Origin of the sequence: Sedimentibacter sp. (genome assembly GCF_033447055.1) — a bacterium.
Lineage (GTDB): Bacteria > Bacillota > Clostridia > Tissierellales > Sedimentibacteraceae > Sedimentibacter.
On sequence record NZ_JAWQJF010000092.1, the window covers coordinates 1 to 13,927 of the forward strand.

General features: G+C 32.3%; 13 protein-coding genes and 1 pseudogene. 11 read left to right on the forward strand and 3 right to left on the reverse strand.

What is annotated here, in order from left to right; genetic code table 11:
* The first annotated feature begins 135 nt into the window (after positions 1–135).
* Both SA378_RS06135 and SA378_RS06140 read left to right on the forward strand, forming a co-directional pair.
* A complete protein-coding gene (locus tag SA378_RS06135; RefSeq protein WP_318525101.1) occupies positions 136–672 on the forward strand; it encodes an N-acetylmuramoyl-L-alanine amidase family protein in 537 nt (178 codons plus the stop codon).
* A gap of 407 nt (positions 673–1,079) precedes the next feature.
* Positions 1,080–2,147: a GerMN domain-containing protein gene (locus SA378_RS06140; protein ID WP_318525102.1), complete on the forward strand. Its 1,068-nt coding sequence runs from the start codon at positions 1,080–1,082 to the stop codon at positions 2,145–2,147.
* A gap of 27 nt (positions 2,148–2,174) precedes the next feature.
* Here SA378_RS06140 and SA378_RS06145 read toward each other — a convergent pair whose 3' ends face one another.
* Positions 2,175–3,182, reverse strand: coding sequence for an ABC transporter substrate-binding protein (locus SA378_RS06145; protein ID WP_318525103.1), 1,008 nt, complete (start codon positions 3,180–3,182; stop codon positions 2,175–2,177).
* Between the two features lie 260 nt (positions 3,183–3,442).
* On the opposite strand from SA378_RS06145, the gene SA378_RS06150 reads away from it, so the two are divergent.
* The 4 genes from SA378_RS06150 to gdhA all read left to right on the forward strand — a co-directional run bounded on the left by SA378_RS06150 (position 3,443) and on the right by gdhA (position 7,471).
* Positions 3,443–4,498, forward strand: a complete 1,056-nt coding sequence (locus SA378_RS06150; protein WP_318525104.1) for an inorganic phosphate transporter — start codon at positions 3,443–3,445, stop codon at positions 4,496–4,498.
* Positions 4,499–4,519: 21 nt separating this feature from the next.
* Positions 4,520–5,143, forward strand: coding sequence for a DUF47 domain-containing protein (locus SA378_RS06155; RefSeq protein WP_318525105.1), 624 nt, complete (start codon positions 4,520–4,522; stop codon positions 5,141–5,143).
* 85 nt (positions 5,144–5,228) lie between these two features.
* Positions 5,229–5,873, forward strand: a complete 645-nt coding sequence (locus SA378_RS06160) for a redox-sensing transcriptional repressor Rex (protein ID WP_318525106.1) — start codon at positions 5,229–5,231, stop codon at positions 5,871–5,873.
* Between the two features lie 254 nt (positions 5,874–6,127).
* Complete coding sequence (gdhA, locus tag SA378_RS06165; RefSeq protein ID WP_318525107.1) at positions 6,128–7,471, forward strand: NADP-specific glutamate dehydrogenase; 1,344 nt, start codon at positions 6,128–6,130, stop codon at positions 7,469–7,471.
* Between the two features lie 92 nt (positions 7,472–7,563).
* Here gdhA and ytvI read toward each other — a convergent pair whose 3' ends face one another.
* A complete protein-coding gene (ytvI, locus tag SA378_RS06170; protein ID WP_318525108.1) occupies positions 7,564–8,637 on the reverse strand; it encodes a sporulation integral membrane protein YtvI in 1,074 nt (357 codons plus the stop codon).
* A gap of 247 nt (positions 8,638–8,884) precedes the next feature.
* Here ytvI and SA378_RS06175 point away from each other — a divergent pair, with 247 nt between their 5' ends.
* From SA378_RS06175 to SA378_RS06190, 4 genes and pseudogenes are all read left to right on the forward strand, one after another.
* On the forward strand, positions 8,885–9,748 hold the full coding sequence (locus SA378_RS06175; RefSeq protein WP_318525109.1) for a shikimate dehydrogenase: 864 nt from the start codon (positions 8,885–8,887) through the stop codon (positions 9,746–9,748).
* 21 nt (positions 9,749–9,769) lie between these two features.
* The gene (locus SA378_RS06180; RefSeq protein WP_318525110.1) at positions 9,770–10,375 is read left to right on the forward strand and encodes a HutD family protein; all 606 of its coding nucleotides are present in this window, start codon (positions 9,770–9,772) and stop codon (positions 10,373–10,375) included.
* Between the two features lie 134 nt (positions 10,376–10,509).
* A pseudogene (locus tag SA378_RS06185) lies at positions 10,510–10,728 on the forward strand (MATE family efflux transporter); the annotation flags it as partial.
* Positions 10,729–11,066: 338 nt separating this feature from the next.
* Complete coding sequence (locus tag SA378_RS06190; protein WP_318525111.1) at positions 11,067–11,267, forward strand: cold-shock protein; 201 nt, start codon at positions 11,067–11,069, stop codon at positions 11,265–11,267.
* A gap of 90 nt (positions 11,268–11,357) precedes the next feature.
* On the opposite strand, the gene SA378_RS06195 is transcribed toward SA378_RS06190, so the two are convergent.
* Positions 11,358–12,689, reverse strand: a complete 1,332-nt coding sequence (locus tag SA378_RS06195) for an FAD-dependent oxidoreductase (protein WP_318525112.1) — start codon at positions 12,687–12,689, stop codon at positions 11,358–11,360.
* A gap of 1,064 nt (positions 12,690–13,753) precedes the next feature.
* Here SA378_RS06195 and SA378_RS06200 point away from each other — a divergent pair.
* Positions 13,754–13,927 (forward strand): PAS domain-containing protein (locus SA378_RS06200; protein ID WP_318525113.1); only part of this gene is annotated, 174 nt, incomplete at its 3' end.

Genomic DNA, 13,927 nt, shown 5'->3' on the forward strand with positions numbered 1-13,927 from the left:
CGGAGATGCGATTGTAGGTGGTGATGGAGAATGAAAATAGAAAATGGATTAATAACAAAATTTGAATTCCCAAGCATTAAATTTGCACAGGATCTAATTCCAGTAACAAATAAACTGGCCAGGTCGCAGCTAGTCATGAAACCTCAATACATAACGCTTCATAATCCTGCAGCCAAAGGAGCTTCAGCTGAAAATCTTACTGAGTATGCTGACAGCTATAATGGATATAAGAGCTGGCATCTCACAATAATAGGCAACAAAGTATTCCAGGAGTTGCTGTTCAATGAAGTCGGCTGGCATGCAGGGGATGGATATAACGGACCCGGCAACAGATCAAGTATTGCTCTGGAAATTGGAGAAGACGAAATTTCAGAGAATACAGCAAAGGTATTCGTTGCTTGTCTAATTAAGGAATACAACATACCGATTGAAAATGTGGTGCCACACAAGCACTGGAGTGGAAAGAACTGTCCGGCATATACTCTGCTGCATTGGGACAAGTACATTAAGGAAATTGAAGAGTATTACAAAGAGATCACCAAAGAACCGCATTGGGCAGAAAAGCATAAGCTGAGTCTGCAATCAAAAGGCATTGGAATCAATGATGAACGATATAATGACTTTATGACACGCGGAGAAGTATTTGCTTTGTTAGATAGAATAGTGAAGTAACCAGGCTTAATTGCCTGGTCTTTTTTTATTTTTTGGAAAGAAAATGAGGGCAACCATACAATTCGGTTTAGCCCTCTTCTCTTTTTTATCCAGCCAGCGTTATTCACGAGTGGCTTTGATATATTGTATGCTTGTACAGATGATGTGTTACAAAACAAATGCCGGAGGCTCAGGATCCACCGGCCCACTCTATTAACTATATTACTGCCTGGCATGTTACTAAAAATATCTGGGCAAATTTGGGGCAAAAAAGTATAAAAATATTGGTTAAATATAAAATTGTTATGGTTTGTTGAAAGCTGTAGCCGTTTATATTTTTATATTTTTATTATTTTATTTATTAAAGTCATATCTTCTGTACATGCCAAATATAATACTATATATAAAGGCGTGAGGAGGTTATAAAATTGTCTTATAAAAGTATTATGTCTCTAATATTGATTGTTTGCATGGCAGTAAGTATAACAGGATGTAGCACTTTAGATATGATGGTTGGTCTAAAGGGGGAAGATGATAAAGATTTAGCAGATGTGACAGATTTGTCAGATTTTGAAATTGTAGATGACAGTATTTGCGATGAAGAATTATATGAGTCAGATGGAGATGCAATAGAAACCGTCACAGTAAATGCCGAAGAAATAAAAATGACCGAAATTATGGCATATTATGAGGATGAAAATGGTTTTGTAGTTCCTGTAAACACTACAATTCCATGGGAAGAAGGAATTGCAAAAGCAACATTGAGAAGTATGGTTACAGGCAGTGAAACAGAGCAAAAAATTGCTCAGTCCGGACTTCATGGTGTATTGCCGGAAGGAACTGAAATAAGAGGAATGTCAATCAAGGATGGTTTGTGCAGGGTAGACTTAAGCGAAAATGTTTTAAATACAGCTTCTATAGAACAGGAAGAAAATATGATTTTAGCAATTACATATACATTGACTGAATTTTCTACCATTAATAAAGTTGAAATATTAGTTGAGGGTCAGGCATTGGCAACTTTGCCAAAAGGATATTGTATAGATACAGCTTTTGAAAGAGAAAACATTAATCTATACGGAAATGCCGGCGGAGTTAATTATACAGTTTATTATAAAGCTCCTGATACTGAAGTTGCAGGACATTATATTCCTATAACTTTTTCAGCAAACAAAATTGATAATCCTGCAGTTACAGTTGTAGAAAAATTATTCAACGGACCACCTGAAGATACAGCTCTTAGCAATAAAATTCCTATGAACGTTAATCTTAGAGGAGTAAGCGTTAAGGGAGATACTGCTGTTGTTGATTTAGGCGTTGAAGCAGTTAACCTGTCTGAAGAAGAATTTGAAGATATGAATGCAATAGTAGTTCTTTGTCTTGAGCAATTTGAAGAAGTAGCAAATGTTGAATACAATATTGAAGGCCTTTCTTTTGAAGAAGCAGGTCTTGACTTTGAGGATGACAATATTACACCGGTATTCAATCAATATTAAAAAAAAAACTTCAGCATTTGCTGAAGTTTATTTTTTGTAATTTTCCTTTGCTTTTAGTGCAAAATCAGGAGTTTGTATTTCTTCATATGGAGCGTCTTCTTCAATTTCACCGGCAGTTATCATAATATCAATAAGCCTGTTATATCCGTCTTCACCTAGTACGAGATCAGGATTCCAAGTGTCCAAATCTTTGTATGTCTGAACTATTTCAGCTATAAATTCTACATCTGAATCTGCAAATTGAGGAAGTATTGCTTCAGCAACTTCCATTGCGGTATGTTCTTCAACCCAAGACATTCCTTCATACAAAGCATTAGCAAATCCTTGAACAATCTCTGGATTTTCTTCAATATAGCTTCCTAAAGAGCTGTAGCAGGTATATGGTATATATCCTGCAAGTTCTCCTACAGATTCGAGTACATATCCGTTACCTTGTTGTTCAAATGTAGAAGCCAATGGTTCAAACAATGTAGTGTAGTCTGCTTCTCCAGATGCAAATGCTCCTGCCATCATATCAAATTGCACATCTGTTCTCACTTCAAGATCAACACCGGGGGTCATGTTGTTTTGTTTTAAAACATACTCCAATGCCATAAGGGGCATTCCGCCTTTTCTGCCTCCAAGTATTGTCTTACCTTTTAATTTGTCAATAGTGAAGTTATTATCTTTTTCTCTACCAACAATAAAAGATCCGTCTCTTTGAGTAAGCTGGGCGAAATTAACTGCATGGTCTTCTCTTCCTTGCAAATAAACATATATGCTGGCTTCTGGTCCCATGAAAGCAACATCTGCTTCTCCGCTAACTAAGGCAGCCATACATTTATCGGCACCGCCTCCATTGGTAAGTTCAATAGCTAAATTTTGTTTGTCAAAAAATCTTTTTTCAATTGCAACATACTGAGGCGCGTAGAAAATCGAATGTGTTACTTCAACAAGTCGAACGTCTTGTTTTTCCGTTGTTTTTTGTTCGCATCCTACAAGCATCATAGATGTAATAAGTAGAACAACAACAAGTAAAGAAATAATTTTTTTCATAATACCCTCCAAAATTGATTCTTAGTCTTAGTTAATATAATATTCAAAACAATATTAAAGGGTTACAAATAAATTTAACATATCAAAGATGAATGCAGCAATTCAATACTATTAATTACATTTTGTTGACAAATTAGTAGAAAAAATACAAAAACTGTGTTATATTAAAAATGTATGTAAAAAACAAGTAAAGGCAAAGTAAACAAAAATTAAAAAGTATATAAAAACGAATTTGTAAAAATTCTAAATAGGAGAATAATATGGTCGCTGTTCCATTTTCAAATTTTCTATCACAAATTATATCTAATCCGATGCTATTAATTACTACAGTATTAACATTAGGAGTAATAATGGTGAATGGGTGGACAGATGCCCCAAATGCTATTGCCACATGCGTTTCAACACGTTCTATAACAGCAAGATCAGCTATTTTAATGGCTGCTGTATTTAATTTTCTTGGTGTTTTTGTTATGACTATGATTAATGCTAATGTTGCAATGACAATATATAATATGGTTGATTTTGGAGGTAATTCAAAGGATGCTCTTGTCGCTTTATGTGCTGCGTTATTTGCAATTGTAGCATGGTCAACTGCAGCCTGGTGGTTTGGAATACCAACAAGCGAAAGCCATGCATTAATAGCAGGAATATCAGGTGCTGCCATTTCTTTACATGACGGTCTATCAGGAATTAACGGTAGTGAATGGGTTAAAGTAATATATGGACTAATTTTATCAACTGTTTTAGGTTTTGTTATGGGATGGATTACTGTAAAATTAACAGAATTGATTTTTCATGGATTTAACAGAACAAAAACAAATTCGTTCTTTCAGAAGGCTCAAATTGCCAGCGGAGCAACTATGGCATTTATGCATGGAGCCCAAGATGGTCAGAAATTCATGGGAGTTTTCATGTTGGGAATATTTCTTGCCAATGGACAAGCAAATGTTACCAGTTTTGAAATTCCAGTTTGGATGATGCTTCTATGCTCCGCTGTTATGGCTTTGGGAACATCAATAGGAGGCTATAAGATAATAAAATCAGTTGGTATGGATATGTGCAAATTGGAAAAGTATCAAGGCTTTTCAGCTGATATGGCAGCTGCAACATGTTTGTTTATTTCATCAATGACAGGTATTCCTGTAAGCACAACTCATACAAAGACCACAGCCATAATGGGTGTAGGTGCTGCAAAAAGACTTTCATCTGTCAAATGGGGCTTTGTTAACGAAATGGTTATGACTTGGGTACTGACATTTCCGGGTTGCGGGTTAATAGGTTATCTTATGGCTAAAATGTTTATGATGATTTTTTAATTAATATTATAGAGGTGAAAAATGACGCGTAAAAATGAATTTAACTATTTTGATGGATTTGTTAAATTATCAGAATATTGTTGTGATGCTGCAAAAATGTTAGATGAAATTCTTAAAGAGTTTAATGCTGATACTTTACAAGAAAAAATGAAACATATGCACAACTTAGAGCATGCTGCTGATTTGGAAGGACATGAAATTACAAGAAGGCTTGCACGAGAATTTATTACACCAATTGAGCGAGAAGATATAGTATCACTCTTACGTGAAATTGATGATATCACGGATTGCATAGAAGATGTTTTGCTTCATATGTATATGTACAATGTAAAAGAAATTAGAGAAGAAGCACTTAGATTTTCTAATTTAATACTTAAGGGGTGCGAAGAATTAAAGGAAACTTTCGAAGAATTTAAAAATTTCCGTAAGTCAAAGGAAATTCACAAGAAAATTGTTCATATTAATAAGCTTGAAGAAGATGGTGATAACCTTTATACAGAGGCTGTCAGAAGGTTACATATCAAACCTGATAATGCTATAGAAATATTGACATGGACTGCTGCGTTTGATCGTCTTGAAAAGTGTTGTGATGCAATTGAGGATGCGGCAAATGTTGTTGAAAGCATTATAATGAAAAACTCATAAAAAATCGTGAAAAAAGTGTGCTTTTATTAAAAAAAATGTTGCAAAAGGAATAAAAGATTGTTAAAATATAAGCAGGAGGCGAATTATGGATAGACACGATAAAATATCACCTGCAGTAATAAGAAGACTGCCAAAATATTACAGATATCTTGGTGAATTAAATAAATCAGGTGTTAATAAAACATCATCTAGAGAATTGAGCGAGATGACTGGTTTTTCAGCTTCGCAAATACGTCAGGATTTAAACAATTTTGGAGGATTTGGGCAACAAGGGTTTGGATATGATGTAGAAAATTTAAGAAATGAGATTTCTAAAATATTAGGACTAAATAAGAAATATAGGATTATAATAATAGGGGCAGGAAATATCGGTCAAGCAATTGCAAATTATACAGGCTTTTATGAAGCTGACTATGAAGTTGTAGCTTTGTTTGATAAAAATCCAAAACTTATAGGCATGTCTGTTAGAAATGCTGTAATTATGGATTGTGATGATTTAGAAGAATTTCTTAAGAAAGTAAAAATAGACATAGCTGTTATATGTACACCAAAGAGCGTTAGCCAGCATGTTGCTGAACAAGTTGCTAAACATGGTATAAAAGCTATATGGAATTTTGCTCCAAAAGATTTAAAATTGCCCGATGATGTATATGTAGAAAATGTTCACATGAATGAAAGTTTGTTTTCTTTGACTTATTACTACAATAAAATGAAAAATGAAAACGAATAAAAGTTAAGAAGCCGAGATTCTATCTTTATGTGATGGAATCTTTTTTTAAAAATAAAATATTACGATTAATTAATATATTATTAATAAATAATTAAAATTATAAATAGATAATTAATAAAACTCGTTACTTGGCAAACATGATTGTTAAAAAAAACTAAAATTACAAATAGTTAATATAAAACTGATTGTATTGTGAATACTTTTTGATATAATGAAAAAGGAAATACATAAATTATTTCATGGAGGTTTTGCAAATGAATGCATATATTGAAAGAGTAATTGATCAAGTTAAGAAGAGAGATTCTAATGAACCTGAGTTTATTCAAACTGTTGAAGAAGTTTTATACAGTATTGAACCAATGATTGAAAAACATCCGGAATACGAAGCAGCAGGATTATTAGAAAGAATAGTTGAACCAGAAAGAAGCATATCATTTAAAGTATCTTGGGTAGATGATAATGGAAAGGTTCAAGTTAACAGAGGATACAGAATTCAATTCAACGGAGCTATAGGACCTTATAAGGGTGGCTTGAGATTCCATCCATCAGTATATACTGGAATAATGAAGTTCTTAGCATTTGAACAAACATTCAAAGACTCATTGACAGGTCTTCCGATAGGAGGAGCTAAAGGTGGTTCTGACTTTGATCCAAGAGGAAAGTCAGATGCTGAAGTAATGAGATTCTGTCAAGCCTTCATGACTGAATTATATAGACACATAGGACCAGATGTTGACGTTCCGGCAGGAGATATAGGAGTTGGCGGAAGAGAAGTAGGATACTTATATGGACAGTACAGAAGAATAAAAGGTGCTTTCGAAAATGGCGTGTTAACAGGTAAACACATACCTTATGGCGGAAGCTTGGCAAGAACAGAAGCAACAGGTTATGGCGCTGTATATTATACACAGGAAGTATTGAACCACTTCGGAGAAGAAGTAGCAGGCAAGACATTCGTAGTATCAGGTTTTGGTAACGTTGCTTGGGGAGTTGTTCAGAAAATTAATCAGTTAGGCGGAACAGTTGTTGCTATATCAGGTCCAGACGGATATATTTACGATCCTAACGGAGTTAAAGGCGAAAAAGAAGAATTTATGCTTTACATGAGATCATCAGGAAGAGACAAAGTTCAAGATTACGCTGATAAATTTGGCGTTGAATTCTTCCCTAAACAAAAACCATGGGCAGTAAAAGCAGATGTTTACATGCCATGTGCAACTCAAAACGAAATTAACATGGAAGAAGCTAAGAAAATAGTAGCAAGCGGATCTAAATATTATATAGAAGTAGCTAACATGCCTACTACAAATGATGCATTGAAATTTATTCAAGATTCTGGAATGGTTGTTGCTCCTTCTAAAGCAGTTAATGCCGGCGGAGTTGCTACATCAGCATTGGAAATGAGCCAAAACTCAATGAGATATTCTTGGTCATTCGAAGAAGTAGATGCTAAATTACATGGTATCATGAAAAATATTTACAACAACTCTGTTGTTGCAGCAGAAGAAGCTGGATTGGGATATAACTTGGTAGCAGGAGCTAACTTAGCAGGATTCAAAAAAGTAGCAGATGCTATGATGGCACAAGGTATAATTTAATTAAATAGATATATAAATAAGGCAAGGTTTATGACCTTGCCTTTTATTGTGCGCGAAAGCGAGCTAATAAATTGGTGAACGAGACTGTGTTATTATTTGAATAAATGTATTTTACCGGTATCATTCAAGTATTTGACTAAAATTGCTATCACCGGAGCTATGATAAAACCTACAAAACCAAACAATCTGAGTCCGGCATACATTGCAGTTATTGTAATTATAGGATGTAAACCTATTTGATGACCAACAATCCTTGGTTCAATAATGTTTCTTACAACAGTAACCGTAACATATAAAATTAACAATCCACCGCCTAGCTTGTAATTCTCTAGAATTAATTCAATAATTGCCCATGGAATTATTACGCCGCCGGTTCCTACTATCGGCATTATGTCAAGTATAGCAACTATTGCTGCAATTGGCAGTGCGTAATTTACATCAAGAATTGTCAATCCTGTCAATAATTCAATGAAAGTAATAAATAATATTAATATGTAAGATTTAATCATTTTCCACAAAGTTCCGGTTAAAAAAATTCGCGCTTCCTGAAATGTAGAATTGAATTTGTCCGGTAGCTGACGCTTTATGAATGTTGTAATATTGCTGTATTCAACACTGATGAATACGGACAATACAATTGTGAAAATAATTGATATTAAATATAATGGGAAATTTGATATTATTAAGGTTGCGAATTGAACAACATTAATTGATATGTTTTTTATAATATCAGAAATGTAACTTATTCCGTTTGTAATAACTTGAGAAATAGTATTTGCTACATCCGGTGATATAGTCTTTGTATTTTCCACAATCCAGTCGCTAAATCCTAGTAGTAATGGCTCTAATCTGCTAAAATATAAATCTGGCATAACATTGATTAAATCAGTTATTTGTGCAAACATGAATGTGACAAGAAGCCAAATAATTGTTGCTGCTGTAGCATAAAACATAGCAACTACGAATACAGCAACACCTTTTCCTGTGCTGTTTACTAATTTGTTTACAAGTTTAGTAATTGGTCTGAGTGCAAGGGCTATTAAAAATCCTATAATAAATGGCATAACCCAATGAATCATATAGACAAAAATAAAATATAAAACTGCATAAACGGTTACTATGAAAGCTACATTAACAATGAATTTTTTCTTGTTGTCTTCAGTCATTTATTAATCCTCTTTATAAATATTTATTTATATAATTATAGTATTAATATAGATTATTTGCAACAAACAAAAAATTTAATTGTATATAATAAGAATTGATTGAATAAGGATGTTGATTATATTACAATATAATAAATTAGAGGGATTAATTATTGACAATAAGGGAAATGATTTATGTAAAATTGGCAAAGAACAATATAAAAAGTAGAAATATGAAACTGAAGATACTATTCTATGGAGGTAAATTTTGAAAATTAACACTGAAACTAAATTAATAGGACTTATAGGATATCCTTTAGGACATTCGTTTTCGCCATTAATGCAAAATGCAGCATTTGAAAGGTATTTGTTGAATAAAATATACATTCCAATTGAAGTATCTCCAGAAAATTTAGAGACTGTGGTCAAAGGTATTTCAAAAATGAATTTTGATGGCTTTAATGTTACAATACCATATAAAATAGATATTATAAAATACCTTGATGAAATAGATGAATATGCAAAATGCATTGGTGCGGTCAATACTGTATCCATAAAAAACGGGGTATTAAAAGGATATAACACTGACGGAATCGGATTTTTAAAATCATATAAACAAAATACGGGAACGAAAATAGAAGGTAAAAAAGTATTTGTACTGGGAAGCGGAGGAGCTTCAAGAGCCGTAAGCATGACTTTGGCATTAGACAAAGCTGATAAAATATATATATGTAACAGAACATATGAAAAAGCATTAGCTTTATCCAATGATATAAATGAAAAAGTAGGTGAATGCAGTGTGGCGGTTCCATTTTTTCACGAAGATATGAAAACAGCAATAGATGATTCGGATATTTTAATTAATACAACGAATGTAGGAATGTTTCCTAATATTGATTTTAGTCCAATAGACAAAGATTTGCTTAATGAAAAATTAACAGTTTGTGATGTAGTTTACAATCCAAAGAAAACCAAGCTTTTACAAGAAGCAGAAGAAATCGGATGTGAAACAGTATTTGGTTTATCAATGTTGTTATATCAAGGCGCAGAAGCTTTTGAAATTTGGACAGAAAAAAAAGCGCCCGTGGATTTGATGCTAAAAATATTAGAGGACGGATTAAAAGAGAATTAGTACAATAAGGGGAGATTTACTTTGAATATTACGGTTATTAAAGAAGATGCAGTAACAACTTCGAGATGGGCTGGCGGCGAGAGTAAACAATACTTTATTTACCCACTTGATTCTGATTATGTATCAAGAAATTTTATGTTCAGGCTTAGTATGGCAACTTCAAATAGTGATGGTGAAGCTAAGTATAGTAACCTTGAAAATTTTACTCGTTATTTGATTATGCTTGAAGGTAAATCAAGGGTGTTTCATAAGAATCGTTATAATATTGATATGGAACCATATAAAGAAATAGATGTTTTTGATGGTGGATGGGAATCTTCTGCAATTGGAAAGGTAACTGATTTTAATATGATGCTTTCTAAAAATTGTGAAGGAATGATGTCAGTTGTTGATAAAAGCGGAATAATAACAATTAATGATTTGTGTGAAACGTGCAATAAAAAATATAATTGGCTTGCATTTTTTTGTGGTCTAGGTTATGCTTCATTTAAAATATCAGATAATGAAATTTTTAATATTTCTAAGGGTGATTTAATTTTGTTTGAGGAAATTTCTTCGGAGCTTAAAATAAATGTGTCGTTAGAAAATTCAAAACTTATTCGCATGGATATTTGTTGTTGTAAATAAATGTAGAAAATGTTAGAATGAGAAGTTGTCATTATGAGACGAAATTGAAAAATCTAATTATTTAAAGTGCAGGAAATTTGAAGCTGTTCCTGCAGCTTTATTTTTGTGAAAAATTATATGTAATGGAGAAACAAATGAAACAATTAAAAGAAAACAAGATGGGTGTAATGCCCATTAAAAAATTATTAATAAATATGTCAATACCAATAATGATATCTATGCTTATACAAGCATTTTATAATGTAGTGGACAGCATATTTGTTGCTAGGATAAGTGAAAATGCACTTACTGCAGTATCACTATCTTTTCCTGTGCAAAATTTAATGATAGAGATAGGAGTTGGAACGTCTGTAGCTTCTATAGGCATATTTTGGCAGATAACATTTGAACATTTGATGCAGTCAACAGGAAAAATTTTTTATATATAGTTGATACATTATTTCCTTGGTTTCACTTTTACAGCCTAGCTGCATAACCTTATTTAGTGTTGCAATTTTTAAATTAAAAAATTAATAAATAGTGATTGACAAGAAAAGATATGTGTGCTATATTAAATAAGTATTACAGATGTATCTATAGATTTCACATGTTTTTAGAGATTATATATATGTTAAGTGTATATATGATTTGTAAAAATGTGTGAATTTTTTTTACTTACTATGGAATATAAATAAAAATTAGGAGGTACCTCATGAATAAAGGTACAGTAAAGTGGTTTAACGCAGAAAAAGGATTTGGATTTATAACAGCAGATAATGGAAAAGACGTATTCGTTCATTTTTCTTCTATTCAAGGAAACGGATTCAAATCATTAGAAGAAGGTCAGAAAGTTAGCTTTGAAATTACTCAAGGCAACAAAGGCGACCAAGCATCTAACGTAACTTTAATATAATTAATATTAAATAGAGCGAAAAAAATCGGGAATAATATTCCCGATTTTTTTATGAAATTTTTTACGTGTTGCATTTCTTATTTATTTCAATTATTTTAATGCTTTTCTTAATTTAATTCCGGTAAAAAACAATGGATCTTTTGGAATTGAATATGGAGGAGCGTAGGCTAAGTCAAGATATATAAGATCTTCTGCTGTTGCTTTTAGTGTAATTGCGGTTACAAAAACATCAATTCTTTTATCAACACCTTCATATCCAATTATTTGTGCCCCAAGCAGTCTGCCACTATTCTTTTCTGCGATTGTTTTTATGACCATTTTTTTGCCACCCATGTATTCCGGTTTGTCGGATTTTGAATCTGTAGATACAACTACATCATATCCCATCCGTTTTGCTTCCTTTTCTGTCAAACCTGTTTGTGCTGCAGTCATATCAAAAACCCTGAATATCAATGTTTCCAGAATTCCTCTGAATTCATCATTTCCTCCGGTTATGTTGTTTCCTGCTATTATGCCAGTTTTATTTGCAGTGGAACCCATTGGACGATATACAGGTTTCCCGGTTATGATATTGAATTGTTCTGAACAGTCCCCGCAGCTGTATATGTTATCTATATTTGTTTTCATTTTTCTGTCAACTTTAATAGAGCCTGTAGCTCCTATTTCAATGCCAGCTTTTTCTGCCAGTTCAACATTAGGATGGACACCTGTCGCAAGCAGTACTATGTCTGCATCAATGATACTGCCGTCATTCAAAACAACACCTGAATCATTTATTTCCTTAGTTGGCGTATTAGTAAGAACCTTAACTCCATTTTTCTTAAGGTTATTTTCTATATAGATTGTCATATCGTTATCCATACTCTTTGCAATAGATGATCTTGCGATAAGAGTTGTTTCAATTCCAAGCCTTGTAAAGCTTTCACACATTTCCAGTCCGACTAGTCCTGTTCCAATTATTGCTGCTGTCTTAGGCTTATTGTGTTCTATATATGATTTTATTGCGTTCATGTGTTCAATGGTTCTAAGAAGAAAAACATTTTCTTTATCAGATCCTTTTATTGGTGGCTTTTCACTTGAAGCCCCTGTTGATATAATCATATAGTCATAAGTATCCTGAAAAATCTCACCAGTAACAATATTTTTTATTGTCAATGCATTTTTATCAGGTTGAATTGACAAAACTTCATGGCCTATAAGAATATCTGCATCGTATTTTTCTTTGAAAAATCTTGGATTTCTTGGTACCAATTCATTGAAATCACTAAATTCATTGCTGATATAATAAGGCATTCCGCATCCTGAATAAGAAATATAATTGTCTTTCTCGTAGATAACAATTTGAGCTTCTTTATTTCGTCTCCTTATTTCTGCGGCTGCCGATGTTCCTGCAGCAACTGCTCCGATAATTACTATTCGCATATACATCCTGATTTTTAAAAACATAATATTTCATAACATTATGTTTTTTCATCTTATTTAATCTATAAGACGGTGGTATTACAGAATCCAACCACTGAGATTAATACTTTCGTATTAAAACTTCGCATAGCCTTAATTGATTTTTAAATTAAGTTCAACAAGATTGCAGCTGTTTTCTGTTTTTTATCCACAAATCAGGTTTTTCACCTACCTTTCCTTTTATAATATTATTTATAATCGACTATTTTGAACATTCATTTTTTCATTAAATTCTTCTTCCTATTACCATTGCTGCACCATTATGTACATCCATTCCATATTGGTGACAGTATTTGTATAGTCCTATTTTGCTTGTAAATTGTGGCTTTACTTTCTTGATTTCTATTCCTTCTTTTTTACATTTACTCTCTAGCACTGTTAATAATGTTATATATATAAATTGATGCTTAATTCTTGCGAATTTACTTTGTACATCTTTATCATCTTAAAATTTTAAATCTTCTATTGCTATTCCTCAAGAAGTCGTTTGAATGAATATCGTATAGCAGTACAAAATGTTAACATCATGATTTGTTATGCTTATTTGCAACTGTTGCTACCTCCTTAAATATTATGTACACATAAGTATATATTGTATTTCTATAAATTACAATATATAAATTATTTGTTTGAGTTTTCCCATTTTCAGAAATCAAAGATTCAAGAAATCGTTAATTTGAAGCACCTAAAGATATCAAGCTGTTGTGATTTATTTTTTTCAGTATAAAGCTTTGAATTACAACCTTAGTTTTAACTAAAGTATCTTCTATAACCGTAACAATTAATATTAATTTTTGTTTTAGAAATTCACATAATTTTACAAGGATATAACTAAATTTGGTAATTTATGTTGCATGAATTCATTTATTATGATAAAATTTTTTTTGATTATGGACTTGTTCCAGCAAGTTCCTGTGAAAAAGGTTAATTTCTCCTTCAAAAATTATAAGCAAATATCTTTACTAAGCAGCATTTAAAACATTTGTTTTATTTGAACATAATTTTTTTATTAATATGAGGTTAATATGGCAAATAAGAATGTAAGATATAATAAAAATGAATTTAAAAACCTTTTCGAAAATATGTATGAAGGATTTGCGCTACATGAGATTATCATAGATAGTAAAGGAAGACCAGTAGACTACCGTTTTCTCAACGCAAACAGTGCATTTGAAAAGATTACTGGACTAAAATTGAAA

What these genes read in the sequence shown, in the direction of transcription:
- SA378_RS06145 (WP_318525103.1), bottom strand. Translation starts at nt 3,182, where the DNA reads ATGAAAAAAATTATTTCTTTACTTGTTGTTGTTCTACTTATTACATCT.
- SA378_RS06195 (WP_318525112.1), bottom strand. Translation starts at nt 12,689, where the DNA reads ATGCGAATAGTAATTATCGGAGCAGTTGCTGCAGGAACATCGGCAGCC.
- SA378_RS06160 (WP_318525106.1), top strand. Translation starts at nt 5,229, where the DNA reads ATGGATAGACACGATAAAATATCACCTGCAGTAATAAGAAGACTGCCA.
- gdhA (WP_318525107.1), top strand. Translation starts at nt 6,128, where the DNA reads ATGAATGCATATATTGAAAGAGTAATTGATCAAGTTAAGAAGAGAGAT.
- SA378_RS06135 (WP_318525101.1), top strand. Translation starts at nt 136, where the DNA reads ATGAAACCTCAATACATAACGCTTCATAATCCTGCAGCCAAAGGAGCT.
- SA378_RS06155 (WP_318525105.1), top strand. Translation starts at nt 4,520, where the DNA reads ATGACGCGTAAAAATGAATTTAACTATTTTGATGGATTTGTTAAATTA.
- SA378_RS06190 (WP_318525111.1), top strand. Translation starts at nt 11,067, where the DNA reads ATGAATAAAGGTACAGTAAAGTGGTTTAACGCAGAAAAAGGATTTGGA.
- SA378_RS06150 (WP_318525104.1), top strand. Translation starts at nt 3,443, where the DNA reads ATGGTCGCTGTTCCATTTTCAAATTTTCTATCACAAATTATATCTAAT.
- ytvI (WP_318525108.1), bottom strand. Translation starts at nt 8,637, where the DNA reads ATGACTGAAGACAACAAGAAAAAATTCATTGTTAATGTAGCTTTCATA.